We start from the raw sequence: 20,631 nt of genomic DNA, 5'->3' as shown, positions 1-20,631 counted from the left end.
GGAGTATGATATATTAATATAATAGAAAATTCAGTATAATCAGGGGTATTTGGATGAATAGACTTCTTAGGGTCCCGCTTCAAATTAAAATATTGGGCTTGGTCATTTCGCTTCTGTTGATCGTGATAGGACTGCTTACATGGATGTTTGCATACCGGGAATCAGAGGAAGACGTTGAGCAGGCGGAAGATCTCGCGATGCAGACGGCCAAGACACTTTCTTATATGCCGGTGATTCAGGATTCTTTTAAGAATGAGGAGCCTGTAGGGGATTTAAGTGCGGTCACGGAACAGATCCGTGACCAGGTGGATGCTTCTGCTGTCCTCATTGAAAACAGGGACGGACAGATATTTAGTTTTGTCGGACAATCGATTGGGAATGGTGATCCCGCCGACCGTTATCGGGCACTGGTATTCGGAAGTAATAATCTAATCCATACCGGGGACGGCGACGAAGAAGTGTTAAAGGGGATTGTCCCGGTTATGATCAGGTACGACAATTACAAAAAAGTCGAAGGCACCGTAACGGTGGAGTTTGATATGAAAACCATAAGGAATAAGATCGCGTATGAAATCCGAACCATGCTTGCTCTTTCAGGGGGAGTGCTGATCCTCGGGGTGTTTGGCAGTCTATTTTTGGCCAGAAGTATCCGAAGGGATACACTCGGTCTCGAACCCTATCAGATCAGTGCGCTCTTCAGAGAAAGAAATGCGGTTCTGGAATCTGTAAGGGAAGGGATTTTAGCCATCGACACACAAGGTGTGATTACGATGATGAATCAATCCGCCCGAGAATTACTGGACATTGATGAAAAGATTGAGGGCAAATTCGTGACCGATGTCATTTCTTCTCAAACGATGTCCGAAATGCTGGCTTCTTCTTTGCATATTTCCAACATCGAACTTCAATATAAGAAAAAAACGATGATTGTAAATGCCCAGCCTATCATTGAAAATAACCAAAAGGCAGGCACTGTGTTCAGCTTCAGGGACCGGACAGAAATTAAACAAATGGTCGATGCCCTTTCGGAAGTACAGCAATATTCGCAGGATTTAAGGGCTCAAACGCACGAATTCAAAAACAAACTCCATGTCCTTCTGGGGCTGCTTCAGCTGCACAAATATGATAAAGCCATTGCCTTCCTCACAGAGGAATCGGATCTCCAGGAGTATCATTCGACAATATTTTTTCAAAGTATCCTGGATGAGAAAGTTCAAGCCATTCTATTAGGGAAGATAGCAAAAGCATCAGAAAAGAAAATTGATTTCCAAATCGACGGTGAAAGTTCACTTTCCCCGCTCCCTGGATTCATCGGTCTTTCACCCCTTATCGTCATATTGGGTAACTTGATTGATAATGCATTCGAAGCGGTGATGGACCAAAAGATCAAAGTTGTTTCTTTTTTCGTTACCGACATTGGCAGCGATATCATCTTTGAAATTGCAGATAACGGAAAAGGGATATCTGAAGAAGAAGAGGCACGTATCCTGCTGAAAGGAATCTCATCAAAAGGCGACCACCGCGGTTATGGACTAGCCAACGTCGAGGAAGAACTGTCTCAGCTGGGAGGGACAATCGAATGGGATTCCAAAAAGGATAAAGGGACGGTTTTCACTGTCATCCTGCCGAAATCACACACAAAAGGGGAATAGGTATGATTAAAGTTGTCATTGCCGAAGATGACTTTCGGATTGCACAGATACATGAAGAATTTTTGGCGAAAAATGAGCAGCTGACATTAGTCGGCAAAGCGATGAATGCGAAAGATACATTGACTATTCTTGATGAACATCATGTTGACCTGCTATTACTTGATGTATACATGCCTGATCAGCTTGGCACTGAATTATTGCATAATATCCGATCCGAGTATCCCTGCGTAGATATCATTATGATCACGGCTGCAAAAGATAAAGCCTTTTTAGAAAAGGCACTTCGTTATGGTGTCGAACACTACTTGATCAAACCGGTAACATTGGAGAAATTCCATGAAGCAATCACGTCCTATCTTCAGAAAAAAGCGGCGCTTGATTCTGCCGAAGAGGTCAATCAACAGGTCCTGGATCAATTTTTTGGCAGGGAAAAAAAGAAAGCTGCCGAAAAAAGGTACGATCTTCCGCCGGGCATCGATTACTTGACTCTTCATAAAGTGACAGCGATCCTGCAAGAGGAAAAAGAAGGGATCACCTCTGAAAGAGTCGGCGAAAAAATGGGGGCGTCCCGGACCACCGCCAGGAGATATCTCGAATATCTGGTTGGGATAAAGGATGCCACGGTCGAGCATGTCTACGGGATAGTCGGGCGTCCCGAAAGAAGATACCGAATCGGAAGTGAGAATGCAATGAAATAGTTCCCGGGAAAAATAGTGTCTGCCACCACGGCTAAAGTGATCACTTTAACCTAGGTGGCAGACTTCTTTATTTAAAGCTGAAGAAACCGGTGAACAAAATGAACAAAATCCCCATAAGTTTTTTAAAACATAATATTTTGGAAACGTTTACATAGACTCGTTCGGCAACTAGGATTAGATTAACGTATTTCACCTTTTTGACAGGGGATGTTTCTGGTGAGTACAAACAAGATAAAAGGGGTGCAGAAAAATATGAAAAGGTTTGGCTTCGTATTGATTATTTGTGTAATGGCATTGATGACAGCTTGTTCAAGCTCTGCTTCGGGTGACAAGGAATTTCCGTCGAAGAATATCGAAATCATCGCACCGGCTTCTCCGGGCGGAGGCTGGGATTTAACGGCGCGTTCTGTCCAGAAGGTTTTGCGTGACAACGACATTGTGGATAAAAACATCAATGTCATCAATAAACCGGGCGGAGGCGGAGAAGCGGGATGGAAATATCTCGAGAAGAAGGATGCCCACCATCTTGCAATCAATTCAAGTCTGGTACTGACAAATAAATTATTGGGACAAAGCGATCTATCACATGAACAATTCACTCCGATTGCCACATTGGCAACAGAATGGCAGGCACTCGCGGTTCCGGTTGATTCAAAATATGAAACCGCTTCTGAACTGCTGGATCAGATGAAGAAAGATCCAAAGTCTCTCAAAATCGGAGTAGGTCCGGGACTCGGGAACGATGACCACCTGTCAATTGTACAGGCAGCAAGCGAGAAGGGAATCGATCCCACTAAACTCGACTTTCTTGTCTATGAAGGTGGCGGCGACGTCGTGACGGCGCTGCTCGGAGGACATGTTGATGCAGTGACGACATCCCTTTCAGAAGTGAAAGAGCAGCACTTGGCAGGGAAGCTGAAGATCCTTGCGGTATCTTCTGAAGAAAGGCTGGAAGGACTGGATGAAGTTCCAACCTGGACGGAAGAAGGAGTGGACATGGTCTTCCCTCACTGGAGAGGCATCATGGGCCCTGGGGATATGACTGAAGAAGAAATCGCTTATTGGGATGAAAAAATCGGTGAAATGGTCAAAACGGATGAATGGAAGAAGATGCTTGAAAACAATGACTGGGATGATTTTTACAAAGACAGCAAAGAAACAAAGGAATTCATGAAGGAGCAGGAAAAATTATATTCAGACCTTGTGGAAAGTTCCGGGCTGAAAAATTAATCTGACGGACGGGTGGGAGACTGATGAGAGTCTCCCGCCGGTCTACTGTCATAGAGGAGGTTGAAATGCATGAGAGCAATCAAACTCGGGATGCCCATTTTTTTAATTCTATTAAGCTTCTTTTTTTTAATAGCATCCATCAATTTGCCAAAGGCCAATCTCGGGAATCCAAACGGGCCGCTCTATTTTCCGGTCGGATTAAGTGTATTCATGCTGGTATTTAGCGTGGTTTACTTATTTCAAGAGTGGAAGAATCTTGATGTTCATAATGAAGATATCAAACTTCTGCTGAAAGGGAGAACACCGAAATTGATTGCCCTGACTGTTTTATACGGAGCTGTTTATGCGTTCATATTTGAACGGATCGGGTTCTTATTTTCTACTATTTTATTTTTGGGTGCTTTGTTATTTACGGTCAACGGTAAAAAATATGTTGTTAATGTGATAGTGGCTATCAGCTTTTCTTTTCTATCATGGTATGCATTCAGCATTTTATTAGGAGTCAGTCTTCCATAGGAGGTGCACTAGATGGATTTTAGCAATTTTATGCAGGGGTTAACCACTGCGTTGGAACCAATAAATATTATGTGGGTTGTCATCGGAGGATTTCTTGGAACGATCGTCGGGATGCTCCCCGGCCTGGGACCGGCAACAGCCGTAGCCGTATTGATCCCGATTACATTTGGCATGGAGCCCGTCAGTGCAATCATCCTGATGGCTGCCATCTATTACGGGGCGATGTACGGAGGATCAAGGAGTTCGATTCTATTAAATACGCCGGGTGACGGTTCTGCGATTGCCGCAACTTTCGACGGTTATCCAATGGCTCAGAAGGGTCAGGCAGGACAGGCCATGGCCATATCGGCAGTCGCCTCTTTCATCGGGGGAATGATGGCCGTCATCGGGTTTATCTTCCTTGCCGAGCCGCTTGCAAGCTTTGCATTGAAATTCGGCCCGGCTGAATACTTTTTATTAATGCTGCTGACTCTTTCGGCGATTGTTGCCCTGTCAGTAGGAAAAATGGTGAAGGGGTTCATCGCCATGTTTCTTGGGCTGATGCTAAGTACGGTGGGCATTGATACACAAAGCGGAGTCTATCGCTTCACTTTCGGGAGTTCACATTTAAGTGAAGGGATCGATTTTCTAATCGTGATCATCGGCGTATATGCAGTAGGGGAAGTCCTTTACAATTATTTGACGATCGATCAGGAGAAAAGAGAGAAAAAGAAAGTCGGGAAGATCTGGTTTACGAAAAAGCAGTGGAAACGCTCACTGTGGCCGATTCTCAGAAGCGGTCCGCTGGGATTTGTAATCGGTGTCCTTCCGGGAGCCGGGGGATCGATCGCATCGATGATCAGTTACTCGACAGAGAAGCAAATCTCCAAAAAACCTGAAGCATTCGGGAAAGGTGCAGTAGAAGGGCTTGCAGCTCCTGAATCTGCCAATAATGCGGCTTCTGTCGGTGCGATGATCCCGTTATTGACGATGGGGATACCGGGCTCGGGCACCACCGCTGTCATGCTCGGAGCACTTGTCATGCTGGGTATGAAGCCGGGACCTCTTTTGTTTGAAAATGATCCCAATACGGTTTGGACACTGATCAATAGTATGTTCATCGGGAATATAGCACTTGTGATTATTAATATTTTACTTGTCGGGCTGTTAGTGAAGATTTTGGATACACCTGCAAAAGTGTTGTATCCGGTCATTGTGATCCTTGCTTTTATCGGAACCTACACGCTCAGTTACAGTGCAGTGGATTTCTTCCTGCTGTTAATTTTCGGAGTATTCGGTTTATTTTTGAAGGTCATGGATTTCCCGATTGCCCCGCTGGTTCTGGCTTTGATTGTCGGAACAGATATGGAACAGAACTTCAGGATGGCAGTGCTTTCGTCAAATGGCAGCCTCGGTATCTTTTTTGACACGCCGATTGCCATCGGATTAGCTGTATTGACGCTGTTATCACTGTTCTATCCATTGCTGATCAAAGTGTTTAAAAAGAAAGGGAAGAATCCTGTCGACCCAATCACAAAAGACATGTAATGAGGAGGCAAATCGATGTCAAAGGTTAAATCGTATGATGTAGTTGTTGTCGGAGCGGGGAACGCGGCCTTGTGTGCGGCCATTTCAGCCTGCGAAGAAGGGGCGGAGGTACTGGTCCTCGAAAAAGGTCCTGAACATAAGAAAGGCGGAAATTCATTTTTCACCGATGGGGCGATCAGAGTGGCCTATCATGATTTCGCCGATATCCGAAAGGTTGTGACGGATCTCTCTGATGAAGAGGCAGATTCAATCGTCATGCCCGATTACAATGAGGAAGATTATTATGATGATATCATGCGCGTAACAGAGGGAAAGAGCCAGCCGGAGCTTGCCAGACAACTGGTGGACCGATCGTTTGAAACGCTCGTTTGGATGAAGGGGCATGGAGTGAAATTTGAACTCAATTATGATAATCAATCATATGAAAAGGATGGCAAGCGTCATTTCTGGGGCGGTCTTCCTGTCAAGACGGAAAACAAAGGAATCGGTTTGATGAAGCAGCTTTTTTCACGTGCAGGTGAACTGGGGATCGATATTTGGTATGAGGCTGCTGCAGTGGAACTTGTAAAAGAAGGCGGAAAGATAAGCGGTGTGGTTGTACAGAAGGGTGAAGAGCGGATCAACGTTGAATCCTCAGGGGTCATTCTCGCCTGCGGAAGTTTTGAAGCAGACAAGAAGCTTCGGAAAAAACATATCGGGGAAGAATGGGAAGCGGCAATTGTCCGCGGAACCGAATATAACACCGGCGACGGAATAACAATGGCGGTTGCTGCAGGAGCGGAGAAATTTGGTGAATACTCCGGCTGTCATTCAATCGGCACGGACTATCATGCACCAAAAGTCGGTGACTTTAAAAAACCCGGTGACATCTTCAAGAAACATTCCTATCCCCTCAGCATCATGTTGAATAAAGATGGAAAACGATTTGTAGATGAAGGAGCGGACTTTCGGAATTACACGTACGCCAAGTACGGAAGGGAAATCTTAAAACAGCCGGGTCACGTCGCCTATCAGATTTACGACTCTCAAGTCCGGCCGCTGCTGAGGAAGGAATATGATCTTGAGGAAGCGACCTGCTATAAGGGTGAAACCCTGGAGGAGCTTGTTAATCAGCTTTCCGTTAACAAGGAGCAATTCCTGCAGACGATTGAGGAGTATAATGCAGCCGTTCAAGACGGGGAGTACAATCCTACGGAAAAAGACGGCAAGAAAACAGCGGGGCTGACGCCTGAAAAGACGAACTGGGCGTTGAAGGTCGAGAAGGGTCCATTCTATGCTTTCCCGGTTACGTGCGGGATTACATTTTCTTTCGGCGGGCTGCGTGTCAATCCATCAGGAGAAGTGTTAAAGACGGATGATGAACCATTATCCGGCCTGTTCGCTGCAGGAGAAATGGTCGGCGGGATTTTTTATCACAATTACCCTGGGGGATCCGGGTTGATGTCTGGGGCAGTTTATGGGAAAACAGCCGGCTCTTCGGCTGCCCGGTATGCCCTCGGTAATAAGCGGGATTCTACGATCATTCACTGATACCGATTGATAAAAGGAAAAAGTCACCCCATTGCCGGTGGCTTTTTCCTTTGAATGAAAGATGGGAGTAATCGTCATGAAAAAACAACTGTTACTGGTTATCACGTTCCTATTATATGTTTTATTTTTTCTCCCTTTTTTTGACTGGGATGAAACATGGAAGGCTATCGCTGCACTCATCATCATTCAAATCCTCTGGATCGGCAAAGTCTTTCCGCTTGCGTTCAGCTCGCTGCTGCTCATACTGCTGATTTCGTTTCATTTTTTCAGTTATGAACAGACATTGAGTTATTTCAGTTCGGGTATCGTTTGGCTCTTGTTTTCAACATTCATTATCTCAGCTGCATTCATCAAAACGGGTCTGGCAAGCAGGGTATCGCTCTTTATGTTAAAGATGTCTGGAGGATCGGGCAAAGCATTGATCTTCATCTCGTTTTTGCTCATGATCGTCCTGTCTGTCCTGATACCGTCGAATGTAGGGAAAGGCAGCCTGTTATCATCTGTACTGGACAGCCTGCTGAAAAGTCTGCGCAAATTAGGGGATGTCCATTATTTGGGCAAGTCACTGTTTATCGGGGTTGCCTATCTTGCTGCCATTTCAGGGGCGTTTGTTGCGACGGGGGCAAGTTCCACTATCTACGCTTTCGGGATCCTGAGCGATGTTTCGAGCGATTTGAATTATATAAAATGGTTCCTGACTTTTGGAATACCGGTGCTGCTTTTTATCGTGATACTGTGGGGGATATTCTTACTGATTTTTCCTCCTGAGAAGATTGACCGAAAGCTGTTATTAGCATTGATCGAAGAAAGAATCAGTGAGCTTGGGCCCGTGAGCATCAACGAAAAAAAGATCATGTGTATAATCGGTGGAACCTTGATCCTGTGGATTGCACAGCCTCTGCATGGTTATTCCATTCCTCAGGTCGGCCTGCTGGGCGCATGTATAACCTTGATCCCTTTTGCAGGAGTATGGAAATGGGAAGAAGCAAGGGAATCGATTGATTGGGATCTGATGCTCTTTTTCGCCTCTACTTTAATGGTATCCGGGATGCTGATCCATACAGGCACGATTGAATGGATGGCAGAAGGTTTGGACTCACTGCTGACAGGCCGCCAATCCTGGATGATCATTCTCCTTCTCATTTTATGCACCAGTATCATTCGTATCGTCTTTGTCAATATCCTGGGGTTTTTGACCATCATGCTCCCCCTCAGCATTACGATTGGACATACAATCCCGGATTTATCACCCATGCAAATTGCCATGCCCGTGTTTCTGGCATGCGTCCCGGGCTTCTTTCTTGTCACCCAGTCCCCGGTCCATCTGATCAGCTACTCGTACGGTTATTTTACTGACAAGGATTTAATGCGGGCAGGATTTTGGTCATCCGCCGCCTGGATAGCCGTCATTATCTGCTCGGTGTTCTTTTACTGGTAAGGGAATTTCTTTTTTGCAAGGGAGGGGGAGGGAATGCCTGGTCTAATGAAAATCAGAACGATCATTAGAAGTGTTTTTATTTTGAATTCGTGTACGGTTTTTCAATATTTTGATGAAACTAAAGGGGATTTCTGTGTGGAAATGTGAAAAGAGGGCTGTAAAGGCGGGAGAGGGGAGAGTTATCTATTGATTGAGGCGGTGAAGTGATACGGTGTGGGGTGTTTATGATCCGTTTTCAGGATTTATGATCCATTCTGAAAATATATGATCCATTTTCCGGAAATATGATCCATTCTGAAAATATATGATCCGTTTTCCGGAAATATGATCCATTTCAGAAATATATGATCCATTTTCACATTTTATGAGCTAATAAGAATCATTCTAAAATATCTGTCCATGTTCATCATCACCACCTAAAAAGATACCGCAGGTTAACCAAATGCGGCTCACGGCTAACTTGCGGAAAACAAACTCCTAATAACCCTAAATGGATATTTTATTTTGTTTTAATTACCCCAGCCCTCTTACTTATTTAATCAACGCCCGATTCTTCCGATGTTCCTTTCTCAGAACAGCGGTGGTGAACAATCTTATTTCCTCTTCCGTTTCCGGGATCACTTTCGGCACCGGCTTCGGTTTCCCGTCTTCATCCACCGCGACCATGGTGAGGAATGACTCTGTCGTCAAGGTTTTGATACCGGTCAATAGATTCGCAGAGAAGACTTTTACATATACCTCCATCGAAGTCCTTCCGGTGGAAGTCACAATCGCCTCGAGGCTGAGTGCGTCCCCGACGGTTGCGGACGAAAGGAAATCGACCGAATCGATCGAAGCCGTGACCACGGCCGAGCTCGAATGCTTCATGGCTGACAGCGCAGCGATTTCATCGATAAATGCCAATACCTTTCCGCCGAAGATGGTCTGCATATGGTTCGTATCAGGCGGCAATACCAATTTTGTCTGGATCGTACGTGAATGATCAACTGGATAAGCTTGTTCCATCATTTTCAACTCCCTGTCCGTTTTGAATTAAAAAATGCATCTCCCATTATAAGAAGATGCAGCTATTCCAATCGGACGATCATGATCCAATGAGATCTTGTATGTCGTTCCATCTGGCGCAACACCCTCCTATCTCCCGTAGGAACTATGTGTTCTTCCCGATTGGCAGGTCTCCTGGCTCAGCTTCGCCGATTTCTTATCCCTTCCCGCTTCGAAAAGAAACAGTGGTCCTATATAAGAAATCTCAGCTTTACAGTGGCGGGACCGCGCTGGATTTCCACCAGCTTCCCTTTTAAGAAGAGAATGGACTCTCATCCCCTTCACCAACGGGCAATAATGAAATTGTGAACGCTATTATTCTATCATATTCGACATACCGGAATCTCTGATTCTGTCGATAAATTGAAGGAATTTAATAAATTCCCATTTTTATGAAACCTTCAGGGCAGCTGCCCCGTAGATAGTCATATAACCTATTAAAACGCGGTATCTTCCGCAGAAAAATAAACAGGGGGTAGGTAAGAATGGGTTCATTGACTGTCATTGGTATTATGATGTTCCTTATTCCGGTATTGATCGTAGCGGCCATTGTGGGGATCGGGTATTATTTCTGGATGCGATTCCGCTACCGCACGGCCAAGTCAAATCAGGCATTGATCATCACAGGACCGAAACTCGGGGATCCTGAAAAAGAAACAAATATTTTCACCGATCAGGAAGGGCGTTCTATGAAGATCATCAGGGGTGGAGGATATCGTCTGAGACGGTTCCAGACAAGTACGCCTGTCAATCTGACATCTTTCCAATTGAAATTGTCGACTCCGCGTGTGTACACGAACGGCGGGGTGCCGATCGTGGCGGATGCGGTCGCAATGGTCAAAGTGGCAGATACGTTGAACGGGATTGCCAACTATGCGGAGCAGTTCCTTGGCAAAAATCAAAAAGAGATCGAAGATGAAATCATTGAGGTATTAGGAAGTAATCTTCGTGCCATTTTATCAAAAATGACCGTTGAGGATATCAACAGCAACCGGGAGAAGTTTAACGCCGACGTCTCGGAGATCGCGCAGAAACAGCTGGATCTTATGGGCTTCAAAATTACTTCCCTCGGTTTGACGGATATCCGTGATGCTGATGAAGAAAATGGATACTTGAAGAACCTGGGACGCCCTCGTATTGCGGAGGTCCGCAAGCAGGCTGAGATTGCCGAGGCCAATACTGAGCGAGAAACACGTATTCACCGTGCCCAGACGGATCAGGAAGCGAAGGAAGAAGAGTATAAGCGACAAATCTCCATTGCTGAATCCAAGAAGGAAAAAGACATCAAGGATGCGGCATTCAAAGAAGAAACAGAACGTGCCCGCGCGAAATCAGAACAATCCTATGAGCTGGAAAAAGCAAAGCTTTCCAAAGAGGTAAAAGAAGAAGAATTGACGCTTCAGTTCCTTGAGCGCGAGCGAGCGGTCAAACTTGAAGCGGAAGAATCTAAAGTCCGCCAGACTAAAGCGGACGCCGAATATTATGAAACGACCCGTAAAGCGGAAGCTGAAGCCCGCAAAGCGGAAATCGACGGGGAAGCGAAAGCGAAGATCCGCCGTGAAGAAGGATCTGCCGAAGCAGATGTCATCAGACAGCGCGGTAAAGCAGAAGCAGAATCACGTAAACTGCTTGCTGAAGCAATGGAAAAACACGGTGACGTCATCATAACGGAAAAACTGATCGAAATGCTGCCAGTCTTTGCAGAGAAGATTGCACAGCCGTTGAACAACATCGATTCTGTTAAAATCATTGATTCCGGAAACGGGCAGGGTGTCCCGTCATTCGGCAGGAGCATCACGAAAACAATGCTCGATATGCAGGAACCTTTGAAGGAAATGACCGGGATCGATGTGGGTCAATTACTCCGTTCGTATGCAGACAGAAAACCTGAAAGACCATACCAGCCCGTCATTTCCCAAACAGGGGAAAAAGAGAGCGCAGCATCACAGAACACGGATGAAGAAGACAGGGAAGAAGTGCAAAATCAGGAAAAAGAATCACAGGAAGTGAAGTAAGAAAAGAGTCTCTCTTCAATTTGAAGAGGGGCTTTTTTCATTACAAAAAAATGCCTCACCTTTAAATGTGTAAAGTGAATGTCATCATTTAAGCAGCAACGTTATTTTGTTAAACCCTTGATACTAAAGGGTTCTTCGAGCACATGCTCCCGAATGTGCTGAATTGGCAGTTTAATAGTTGTACATTCTGTTTAATGATTGTACATTATATTTACAAGTTTAATACAAAACTTGAACAAAACAGAAGGAGTGAAATGAATGAAGAAAATTTTCTCGATTTTTGTGACTGCCATTCTCATGCTGACATTTACTGGAGGCGCGTTTGCTGCCGGGAATGATGCGATGGTGCGCATCATCCATGCTTCACCAGATGCACCTGCTGTAGATGTTTATGTGGACGGTAAAGCAGTCGTTGAAGGAGCCGAGTTCAAAGCTGCGACAGAATACATGAACCTGCCTGCAGGGGAACATAAGGTAGAGATCTATGCGGCCGGAACAATGGGCAGCGAAGATCCAGTCATTTCCCAGTCCCTTACTGTTGAAGAAGGAATGGCTTACACAGTTGCTGCTGCCAACACAGTAGATAACCTGGAACTCGTTGTTGCACAGGACTCAATGAAAGTCACTGAAGGAATGACGAAAGTTCGTGTCGGTCACCTTTCACCAGATGCACCTGCAGTTGATGTGGGACCGATCGGCGGGGACGCATTATTCAGCGGGGCTGAGTTCAAAGCCATTACAGATTACAAGGAACTTGATCCAGGTACGTATGACCTTGAAATCAGAACGCCTGAGGGAGAACAGGTACTGGACCTGTCTGGAACCATGCTGGAAGAAAATACGGTATACAGCGTATTTGCCATCAATACAGCTGATTCTTTGGAAGTCCTTTTATTGAAAGACTACACCCTGATGCCTGGAAGCATGCCTGAAACAGGAATGGGAGGAACTGCTGAAGAATCTTCTTCTACTGCGCTTCCGATCGTCCTTGCCTCTGCAGTATTGGGCGGAGCTGCGCTGGTATTCGCTGCACGCAGGAAACTTGTAAAATAATGAAACCTCTATTATTCATCCTTTTGACGGCTCTTCTGGCAGCTTGTTCTGCCAAAGAGCCTCAACTGTCAAAAGGAACTAAAGAAACAGAAGTATATGCCGAACAACCAGTCCAGCAGGCCGTAATTGCGGCCGGCAATAAAGGGACGAATGCCCCCGCCCATGAGCAATCAGGCATTACACCATCCTCACTTTCCATCCCTGCCATTGACCTCGAAGCACCGGTGAAAGATTTCGGTCTCGATGAAAATGGGAATATGGAACTGCCTGAAAACGGGAAAGATGTGGCGTGGTTTGAACCGGGTGTACAGCCCGGCGAAGCAGGGAACGCCGTGTTGGCTGGTCACGTGGATAATGAAAAAGCACCGGCTGTCTTCTTCAAATTGAAGGAATTGGAAAAAGGCGATGAAATCCATCTTTATGATGAAGATGGAAAGCATCTCACATTTGTGGTAAAAGACAAAATCGCCTATCAAAAAGATGACGCGCCGCTCAGGAAAATCTTCGGGCCAAGCGATAAAAGGATGCTCAATCTTATTACATGCACCGGTTATTTTGACCGGGATATCCACAATTATGTTGAAAGACTTGTCGTCTACACAGAACTCGCCGAACAGCAGAATGAATCATAAAGAGCTTTGTTCCAAGGTCCGCTTGGGAGGGAGCTCTTTTTGTATTTTTTCCAAAATAATCCTTTACACCTTCGTTATTTCAATTACTATTAGAGTAGGGAGTTTTCTGGAAAAAAGATGTAGACGGAGGTAATTATGAAACTGAAAATCATTCATACAAATGATCTGCACAGTCATTTTGAAGCTTTCTCTAAGGCTGTATCACTGATCAAGCAGTTCAAGGACGACAATACATTGATCCTCGATGGAGGGGACTTCGCAGATTTTAAAAGCATCGAACTGCAGGGGACAAGGGGGATGGCTGCACTTGAGCTCCTGGATTATGCCGGTTATGATGCGTTGACAATCGGGAATAATGAGATGTTCAACGGAATCGACACACTTGAACATATGGCGTCGAACAGCCCGGTACCTTTCATCAGTAATAATCTCTTGAAAAGCTGCCGGACAAAGATCGATGGCGTAGTATCCAGCACCCTTCTCGAGAAGAAAGGTTTACGCATCCTCATCACAGGATCATCACCTGACATGGACGTGTTCAGTGATGGATTGGGTGTACATATGACCAACTATAATAATGCGATTAAAGCTGAAGTGGCGAAGCATGCGGGGAACTATGACCTGTGCATACTCTTCAATCACCTGGGGACGTTTGCGGATGATGAGCTTGTGACGGAATTGGAGGGTGTAGACATCATATTATCCGCCCACGATCATAAACTTTATCCTCAGGCAAAAGTGGTGAACGGAACAATCATGAATAGTGCGGGCTGCTATGGGGAGTATATCGGAGTCATAGAAATTGAAGTCAGCGATCGCGGTGTGGACCTCTTGCATTCGCAAAATTTAGCGACGAAAGATGCACACAGGGATGAAGGGGTGCTTTCTATTCTAAAGAGAAATAAAGAAAAAGCGATAGAGGTATTGAGCGAGCCGCTGTACACGATTGAAACCCCTCTTTGGCATGATGTTCTGGAAGAAAACCCACTTACTAATTTAATTGCAGACGGTGTCAGGGATATGCTTGATTGCGATATCGGCCTGATGAACAGCGGGATTGTGAATGCGGGGCTCTTCGGTTATGTATCGAATAAGAAATTGATTGAGGTCTGCCCTTCTCCTTTGAATCCGACTTCTTTCGAGGTCCAGGGAAAAGACTTGAAGGAGGCTATAGGACAATCACTTGATGCCGGTATATGCCTGCATGACGGCAAAGGACCAGGATTCAGAGGCAGATTTGTCGGCAGGCTGCATGTGTCGGGGGCGGAGGTTATACATGATGGGAAAAGTATCCAGGAAATCTTCATCGGAGGCGAATCTCTGAATGATGAAAAGTGGTACAGTGTTGCTTCTTCTGATTATCTCCAGCGGGGGTCCGGTTACCCGGCACTTGCAAACAATCGCGGCGAAAAATACTTAGCAGAAGAAATCAAGGATGTCATCCGGATTTATGCCGAAAAAAATGAATTCCTCACGAAGTCCGGTATCAGTCGCTGGAAAGAGAATGTGGATATGAAAGTATAAATGAAATTGCACAATGAATGAAGAAAGGAGGAGTGTCCTAGTGGAAACCTTTTTGATATTCGCTTTTTCCATTGCAGTTGGTTCGCTTGGGGTTGCAATCAGTGCATTATCGATTGCAGGAAAACTAGATAAAAGGGTAAAAGAATTAGAGAAAAAATGATATGGCCATGAAAAGCGTCCAAAGTCCTGGGGCGCTTTTCTTATTTCCTCAAACTGACAGGTTTTCAGCGAAAAAGCCGGGGGTATGAACTTATAGAGTATATCATTTTAGCATTGAAGGAGAATCCAATATGATAAAACGCATCGGCTATACTGTTTGTTGGCTGATCGTCATTACGATGATTGTACTTTTCGGTGCTGCGAGTTATTTTTATAACCTCGCTATCAACCGGAGTGATGAAGCAATCAAGTTATATGGTACTGAGGAAGCAGTCAAAGCTGTCAGTGCACTTGAAGAAGAACAGGAGCGGCTTCAGGAGCTCACAAGCTGGACAGAAAGTCAGGATTTTGAAGAAGTTGAAATAGAAAGTGATGATGGTCTTACCCTTAGTGCCGTTTACTTGAAAAATGATGCCCCGATCGGCAAGACGGTGATATTGGCCCACGGCTATAAAGGGAGTAACGAACAGCTTCCGGAAGTGACAAGGTATTATTATGATAAAGGATACGATATATTGAAGCCTGACGCCCGCGGCCATGGAAAGAGTGAAGGGGATTATATAGGCATGGGGTGGGATGACAGGAATGATATGCGAAAATGGATTGACTATCTCATAGAAGAGAAGAATGAAAAGGCCATTTTCCTTCACGGCTTTTCAATGGGAGCCTCGACCGTACTGATGACCAGCGGTGAAGATCTTCCGGATCAAGTGAAGGGAATCATTGCAGACAGCGGGTACACATCTGTAGAGGAAGAAATGGCTCATCAGCTGAAGCATCTTTACAATCTCCCGTCTTTCCCGCTGATTGACATCACGAGCAAGGTCACAGAAAGCAAGGCAGGATACTCATTCGATGAAGCATCAGCGTTGAATCAAGTGAAGAAAAAGAAGGATGACCTGCCGCTCTTTATCATCCATGGTGATAAAGATGAACTAGTGCCTTCGGAAATGGCCCAGCGCCTTTATGAGAATGCAGCAGGCATGAGAGAGCTGTGGATCATCCCGGGAGTAGGCCATACGCAGGGCTTTTTAGATGAGGGAGAAGAATACAAGCGCCGGCTGAATGGTTTCATCGAAGAAGCGATGAAACAATAATATGGGAGAAAAAGGACAAGGGCACGAACCCCTTGTCCTTTTCCTATTTATCTTTATTCGGGTACCCGCTCGAGTCAGGTGATACCATTCCGCCGGCACCCGAGGAATTTACATCCGGCTCGGCGAAGTCAGGCTGGTTCGGCAGGGAAGAATGCATTTTATTAACAGAAGAATCCGTATCCCCTCCAGCATCGAAAGAAACAACCTTCAATCCGGAATCTTCCAGTGATTTCTTTATTTGATCTTTTGCTTCATCTGCAGACAGCGAATCAGGGGAGTACTCCAGTTCAATCTTTATTGTATTCAACTTTGGTTCCTCCTTTTAAAAATGAATTAATGTCTTGTTTCCCTTTATGTTTTTACCTAAACGTTCCTGATTTAAAAAATATAAAAATGACTTCAGTTCTATTGAAAAATTCAGATTATTATGTATAATTGCATACATTATACATTTTGCCAAAGGAGGAGAAACGGATGACCGTTAAAGAGAAAGGACTGCTTCATGAATTGAGAGAAGCCCTTAAAAGTCATCAAGTGACTACAAATGCAACTGTATTGGAACAACACGGAAAGGATGAATCCTATCACCATCCGTTCTCTCCTGATATTGTCGTATTCCCGGAGAATGCTGAAGAAGTAAGCAAAATTGTCAAATTGGCAGGGGCTTATAATACTCCCATTATACCCTTTGGATTGGGGACAAGCCTGGAGGGGCACGTCATTCCTTATGAAAAAGGAATCAGCATTGATTTTTCGCAAATGAACAAAATCCTAGAAATAAGGGAAAAGGATTTCCTTGTCAGGGTGCAGCCTGGGGTGACCAGGTCGCAGCTTAACAAAGAATTAAAGAAATACGGGTTGTTTTTCTCAGTCGATCCCGGTGCGGATGCAACACTTGGGGGAATGGCTGCAACGAATGCGAGCGGGACCACATCGGTGAAATATGGTGTGATGAGAGATCAGGTCAGAAATCTGGAAGTGGTGCTTGCTTCCGGGGAGATCATCCATACGGGGAATCTTGCACAGAAATCATCATCAGGATATAACCTGAACCATTTATTCGTCGGGTCTGAAGGAACGCTTGGATGCTTTACGGAGTTGACATTGAGAGTATATGGAATACCTGAACATATTCTTGCTGCAAGGGCATTTTTCCCTCATATTGATGATGCAGTTGAAGCGGTTGTATCGATTCTTCAGGCCGGGATACCCGTTGCCAGGGTGGAGCTTGTCGATGATGCATCAATGAAGCAGGTGAACTTGTTCAGCGATACAGATTACATAGAGAAGCCGACCTTGTTTCTCGAGTTTCATGGAAACGAAGCAGGGCTGAAACAGGATGTGGCATTCATGGAGGAAATCGTTTCAGATCATGGATGCGAGGCAATCCATTTCGAGGAAGACCAGGCAGCCAGGAATAAATTGTGGGATGCAAGGCATAACCTTGCCTATGCCTATATCCACGGGAATCCCGGTAAGAAAATGATGGTCACCGATGTATGTGTGCCCATCTCGGAATTATCCGGCGCCATCAGGGCTGCACGTCAAAAACTGGATGAGCTGAAACTGACCGGAGGCATTCTTGGGCATGTCGGAGACGGCAATTATCATGCACTAGTGATGCTCGATTTAACCGATAGGGAAGAAGTTCAAAAAGCTGAAGTGTTCAATGAACAGATTGTGGAATATGCCCTTGAGAGAAACGGTACCTGCACCGGTGAACACGGGGTCGGGGCCGGTAAAATGAAATACCAGGAAAGGGAACACGGAGGGGCGCTTCAGGTGATGAAAAACATAAAGGATGCCCTTGATCCATCTGGACTCCTGAACCCAAATAAATTGATCCGGAAAGCGAAGGGGGAAGAAGAATGAAACTACTGGAAACCATCAGCAATCTTGCAGGAAAGTACTTCGCCGTCTGGGTCATCCTTGTCGCGGCAGTCGCATATTTAATCCCGGAGCCCTTTTTACCATTGGGCAGCTATATCACGATCCTTCTCGGAGTTGTCATGTTCGGCATGGGACTGACCTTGAAGCCGGTTGATTTCAAACTGGTCCTTCAAAAACCGCTTCCAGTCATCACCGGGGTACTTGCCCAGTTCATCATCATGCCGCTCGGTGCTTTCGCGATCGCGTATGTGATGGGTCTGCCGAATGAACTGGCAGCCGGCCTGGTGCTGCTGGGATCGGTGCCTGGCGGGACAGCGTCCAATGTCATGGTGTATCTGGCGAAAGGAAATCTGGCCTTGTCGGTTGCGATGACATCGCTCTCCACATTGCTGGCGCCGCTTGCCACCCCGCTTATTTTATTGGCACTGGCAGGGCAGTGGCTTCCGGTTGATCCCTATGCGATGTTCCTTTCAATCGTGCAGGTCATCATCATTCCGATTACGCTTGGACTGGTACTCAAAAAGGTTTTCCCGGGTACGGTGGAAAAAAGCCTGAATGTCATCCCGTTGATTTCGGTGGCAGCGATCATCATCATTGTATCGGCTGTTGTTTCGGCAAATGTCGGGAATATCGCCACTTCGGGAATGCTGGTATTCTCAGCAGTGATTCTTCATAATATCCTTGGGTTGGCACTTGGATATGGGACCGGGGTCATGATGAAATTGGATGAAAGCAAGCGCCGGGCCATTTCAATCGAAGTGGGGATGCAGAATTCAGGTCTGGGAGTGGCGCTTGCGACAGCCCATTTCGGACCGCTCGCAGCACTTCCCAGTGTCATCGCTGCCGTCTGGCACAACATCTCCGGGCCGATCATTGCTACCTACTGGAGTAAGAAGACAGTAAACGAGGAAGAAACTCAAATGACGGATGAAGGTCATGAACCGCAAGCGTCTTTCAGATAAAAAAAGCGGCACCTGGACTAATCCCCGGGTGCCGCTTCCTGTTTAATATAAGGCTGTTTTCTAAAAGATTGTTGCTTTTCGTAAATAGTCCTGTTGCCTGAATAGTGCTTGTGGACGTGCTCTTTTCGAACTCAAACTTCAACAACCGACGGACGGACAAGCCGAAAATACCCAAGTTCCGGTATTTTCTTGTGAGTAAAGCAACAAAGTATGCGAAAAGAGCCTAATACAAGAAGAATAATAGAATAGTGGTAACTGCACCTACCCATATCGCTAGTAAGAAGCAATAGCCCATGATATGTCTAATATGAAGGCCTACGATGCTAAGGATAGGCAATGCCCAGAATGGTTGTATAAGATTTGTCCATGCGTCTCCCCATCCTACAGCCATGGCGATCGTTGCCGGGTCCACTCCCAGCTTCACGCCGGCCGGAACCTGGAGCGGTCCCTGCAGCGCCCATTGTCCGCCGCCCGATGGAGCCAGGATATTCACTATACCTGCCGACCAATAGGTAAATACATCAAATGTTTCTTTATTGGCAACCGAAGCCATCGCGTCAATGATTGCCTGACCCAGGCCAGAACTCGTCAGCATGGCAATGATGCCCGCATAGAAAGGAAACTGCAAAATAATCGGCGAAGTGGAACCCACTGCTTCCTTAAATGCATTTCCATAATTTCCGAGAGAACGATGCATGATGAGACCGAGTGAAAGAAATAACAGATTTATAATATTAAGGTCTAAGTCTTTTCCATTGATGAATTCATTGATTACATAAATCAAACCGACCGCACCGGTGACAATGCCCAATATCGGGGTTTGCTCCAACTTCAGGGCTGGTGTATCAGCTTTTTGCAAAGTCGCTTCACTTTTAGAAGTGACTTCTTTTACTTGGTAAGGTTTTATATTATTTTTTGGTGCCATCAGACAAATGACGATTGGCATGGTAATGAATAAAACGGCAAAAATGATAAGGGTGGAAGGATGAAAGATGGTTTGTGAAGTAGGTATGATTCCCATTACGTCTGCCAGGAAATGGTCTTTGGTTGCGACGGTCAATCCGATTGAACTTGATAAGCCCGCAGTGTAAAGAACGGTTGGAGAGTAGGCTGCGGCGACTAACAAAGGGAAATGTGCCTGCTGGTTCCGTTTTCCCACTTCCCTGACGAAAATCGCTCCCACGACAACGGCAAGCCCCCAGTTAATATAATAAGCCAAAGCAGAGACCACAAATGTGAGTACATAAGCTTTGGCGGGAGTATTGGCCAGGCTGGCGATTGATTCAAGCCCCCTTTTGACTACAGGGACAGCTGCCAGGACCATTCCCGTTAATAACAAGAGGACCATCTGCATAGTGAAAGCAAGATATACCCAAAAACCGTCCCCGAATGATTTGAAAAGTGTAATCGGTTCCTGGGGATTCATCACAAACCCGGCTATGAAAACAAATAAAGTAAGGAGGACTGCAATGACAAAGGCATCTGGCAGGTAACGCTGTACAACCCTTGAAACTCGGTCTGCAATCGAAGATAACATCATAACAACTCCTTTCAGGTGTTGTTACTAATATATTTGTGCAGCTATGTTTTCATGTCCACATTTGTTGAACAAGGTGTGGGAAATAGTTGCATGAAATAAAAAACGCTGGCACGAAGGCCAGCGG

The 20,631-nt window shown here is 45.6% G+C and carries 17 protein-coding genes and 1 riboswitch; of the genes, 14 read left to right on the top strand and 3 right to left on the bottom strand.

Annotation, left to right across the window (positions count from 1 at the left end; translation table 11 throughout):
- The first annotated feature begins 53 nt into the window (after positions 1-53).
- The 7 genes from AS034_RS00390 to AS034_RS00360 all read left to right on the top strand — a co-directional run bounded on the left by AS034_RS00390 (position 54) and on the right by AS034_RS00360 (position 8,591).
- Positions 54-1,652 carry a sensor histidine kinase gene (locus tag AS034_RS00390; protein WP_058297031.1) on the top strand — a complete coding sequence of 533 codons (1,599 nt, stop codon included), beginning with the start codon at positions 54-56 and terminating at the stop codon, positions 1,650-1,652.
- A 2-nt stretch (positions 1,653-1,654) separates the two neighbouring features.
- Positions 1,655-2,350, top strand: a complete 696-nt coding sequence (locus tag AS034_RS00385) for a response regulator (protein WP_058297030.1) — start codon at positions 1,655-1,657, stop codon at positions 2,348-2,350.
- 252 nt (positions 2,351-2,602) lie between these two features.
- Positions 2,603-3,580, top strand: coding sequence for a tripartite tricarboxylate transporter substrate binding protein (locus AS034_RS00380; protein WP_058298044.1), 978 nt, complete (start codon positions 2,603-2,605; stop codon positions 3,578-3,580).
- A 69-nt stretch (positions 3,581-3,649) separates the two neighbouring features.
- Complete coding sequence (locus tag AS034_RS00375; protein WP_058297029.1) at positions 3,650-4,096, top strand: tripartite tricarboxylate transporter TctB family protein; 447 nt, start codon at positions 3,650-3,652, stop codon at positions 4,094-4,096.
- A 12-nt stretch (positions 4,097-4,108) separates the two neighbouring features.
- Entirely contained in the window at positions 4,109-5,623 is a 1,515-nt protein-coding gene (locus tag AS034_RS00370) for a tripartite tricarboxylate transporter permease (protein WP_058297028.1), read from the top strand.
- Positions 5,624-5,638: 15 nt separating this feature from the next.
- Complete coding sequence (tcuA, locus tag AS034_RS00365; protein ID WP_058297027.1) at positions 5,639-7,153, top strand: FAD-dependent tricarballylate dehydrogenase TcuA; 1,515 nt, start codon at positions 5,639-5,641, stop codon at positions 7,151-7,153.
- 76 nt (positions 7,154-7,229) lie between these two features.
- Positions 7,230-8,591, top strand: a complete 1,362-nt coding sequence (locus AS034_RS00360; RefSeq protein ID WP_058297026.1) for an SLC13 family permease — start codon at positions 7,230-7,232, stop codon at positions 8,589-8,591.
- 531 nt (positions 8,592-9,122) lie between these two features.
- On the opposite strand, the gene AS034_RS00355 is transcribed toward AS034_RS00360, so the two are convergent.
- Positions 9,123-9,596 (bottom strand): acyl-CoA thioesterase, encoded by a 474-nt coding sequence (locus AS034_RS00355; protein ID WP_058298043.1) that lies wholly within the window; start codon positions 9,594-9,596, stop codon positions 9,123-9,125.
- 147 nt (positions 9,597-9,743) lie between these two features.
- Positions 9,744-9,939, bottom strand: a riboswitch (cobalamin riboswitch).
- Between the two features lie 181 nt (positions 9,940-10,120).
- On the opposite strand from AS034_RS00355, the gene AS034_RS00350 reads away from it, so the two are divergent.
- The 5 genes from AS034_RS00350 to AS034_RS00330 all read left to right on the top strand — a co-directional run bounded on the left by AS034_RS00350 (position 10,121) and on the right by AS034_RS00330 (position 16,115).
- The gene (locus tag AS034_RS00350; protein WP_058297025.1) at positions 10,121-11,650 is read left to right on the top strand and encodes a flotillin family protein; all 1,530 of its coding nucleotides are present in this window, start codon (positions 10,121-10,123) and stop codon (positions 11,648-11,650) included.
- A gap of 258 nt (positions 11,651-11,908) precedes the next feature.
- Positions 11,909-12,703: a DUF4397 domain-containing protein gene (locus AS034_RS00345; protein ID WP_058297024.1), complete on the top strand. Its 795-nt coding sequence runs from the start codon at positions 11,909-11,911 to the stop codon at positions 12,701-12,703.
- A complete protein-coding gene (locus AS034_RS00340) occupies positions 12,703-13,335 on the top strand; it encodes a class F sortase (protein WP_058297023.1) in 633 nt (210 codons plus the stop codon). The genes AS034_RS00345 and AS034_RS00340 overlap by 1 nt, the downstream gene beginning before the upstream one ends.
- 135 nt (positions 13,336-13,470) lie before the next feature.
- The gene (locus AS034_RS00335; protein WP_058297022.1) at positions 13,471-14,859 is read left to right on the top strand and encodes a bifunctional metallophosphatase/5'-nucleotidase; all 1,389 of its coding nucleotides are present in this window, start codon (positions 13,471-13,473) and stop codon (positions 14,857-14,859) included.
- Positions 14,860-15,149: 290 nt separating this feature from the next.
- A complete protein-coding gene (locus AS034_RS00330) occupies positions 15,150-16,115 on the top strand; it encodes an alpha/beta hydrolase (protein ID WP_058297021.1) in 966 nt (321 codons plus the stop codon).
- A 43-nt stretch (positions 16,116-16,158) separates the two neighbouring features.
- On the opposite strand, the gene AS034_RS00325 is transcribed toward AS034_RS00330, so the two are convergent.
- Positions 16,159-16,422 (bottom strand): hypothetical protein, encoded by a 264-nt coding sequence (locus AS034_RS00325; protein ID WP_058297020.1) that lies wholly within the window; start codon positions 16,420-16,422, stop codon positions 16,159-16,161.
- A 167-nt stretch (positions 16,423-16,589) separates the two neighbouring features.
- Between AS034_RS00325 and AS034_RS00320 the strand changes: the two genes are divergently transcribed.
- Both AS034_RS00320 and AS034_RS00315 read left to right on the top strand, forming a co-directional pair.
- Entirely contained in the window at positions 16,590-17,987 is a 1,398-nt protein-coding gene (locus AS034_RS00320) for an FAD-binding oxidoreductase (RefSeq protein ID WP_058297019.1), read from the top strand.
- Positions 17,984-18,967, top strand: coding sequence for a bile acid:sodium symporter family protein (locus AS034_RS00315; RefSeq protein ID WP_058297018.1), 984 nt, complete (start codon positions 17,984-17,986; stop codon positions 18,965-18,967). Before AS034_RS00320 ends, AS034_RS00315 begins: the two co-directional genes overlap by 4 nt.
- 223 nt (positions 18,968-19,190) lie before the next feature.
- Here AS034_RS00315 and AS034_RS00310 read toward each other — a convergent pair whose 3' ends face one another.
- Positions 19,191-20,504, bottom strand: a complete 1,314-nt coding sequence (locus AS034_RS00310) for a short-chain fatty acid transporter (protein WP_058297017.1) — start codon at positions 20,502-20,504, stop codon at positions 19,191-19,193.
- Positions 20,505-20,631: the final 127 nt, after the last annotated feature.

This window comes from [Bacillus] enclensis, assembly GCF_001456935.1.
Taxonomy (GTDB): Bacteria; Bacillota; Bacilli; order Bacillales; family Bacillaceae_B; genus Rossellomorea; species Rossellomorea enclensis.
This window is presented reverse-complemented; position numbering and strand designations above follow the sequence as displayed.

Coding starts and splice junctions, on each gene's coding strand:
- AS034_RS00345 (WP_058297024.1), top strand. CDS start 11,909: ATGAAGAAAATTTTCTCGATTTTTGTGACTGCCATTCTCATGCTGACA.
- AS034_RS00350 (WP_058297025.1), top strand. CDS start 10,121: ATGGGTTCATTGACTGTCATTGGTATTATGATGTTCCTTATTCCGGTA.
- AS034_RS00370 (WP_058297028.1), top strand. CDS start 4,109: ATGGATTTTAGCAATTTTATGCAGGGGTTAACCACTGCGTTGGAACCA.
- AS034_RS00310 (WP_058297017.1), bottom strand. CDS start 20,504: ATGTTATCTTCGATTGCAGACCGAGTTTCAAGGGTTGTACAGCGTTAC.
- AS034_RS00355 (WP_058298043.1), bottom strand. CDS start 9,596: ATGGAACAAGCTTATCCAGTTGATCATTCACGTACGATCCAGACAAAA.
- AS034_RS00385 (WP_058297030.1), top strand. CDS start 1,655: ATGATTAAAGTTGTCATTGCCGAAGATGACTTTCGGATTGCACAGATA.
- AS034_RS00360 (WP_058297026.1), top strand. CDS start 7,230: ATGAAAAAACAACTGTTACTGGTTATCACGTTCCTATTATATGTTTTA.
- AS034_RS00330 (WP_058297021.1), top strand. CDS start 15,150: ATGATAAAACGCATCGGCTATACTGTTTGTTGGCTGATCGTCATTACG.
- AS034_RS00315 (WP_058297018.1), top strand. CDS start 17,984: ATGAAACTACTGGAAACCATCAGCAATCTTGCAGGAAAGTACTTCGCC.
- AS034_RS00375 (WP_058297029.1), top strand. CDS start 3,650: ATGAGAGCAATCAAACTCGGGATGCCCATTTTTTTAATTCTATTAAGC.
- AS034_RS00380 (WP_058298044.1), top strand. CDS start 2,603: ATGAAAAGGTTTGGCTTCGTATTGATTATTTGTGTAATGGCATTGATG.
- AS034_RS00320 (WP_058297019.1), top strand. CDS start 16,590: ATGACCGTTAAAGAGAAAGGACTGCTTCATGAATTGAGAGAAGCCCTT.
- AS034_RS00340 (WP_058297023.1), top strand. CDS start 12,703: ATGAAACCTCTATTATTCATCCTTTTGACGGCTCTTCTGGCAGCTTGT.
- AS034_RS00335 (WP_058297022.1), top strand. CDS start 13,471: ATGAAACTGAAAATCATTCATACAAATGATCTGCACAGTCATTTTGAA.
- AS034_RS00390 (WP_058297031.1), top strand. CDS start 54: ATGAATAGACTTCTTAGGGTCCCGCTTCAAATTAAAATATTGGGCTTG.
- tcuA (WP_058297027.1), top strand. CDS start 5,639: ATGTCAAAGGTTAAATCGTATGATGTAGTTGTTGTCGGAGCGGGGAAC.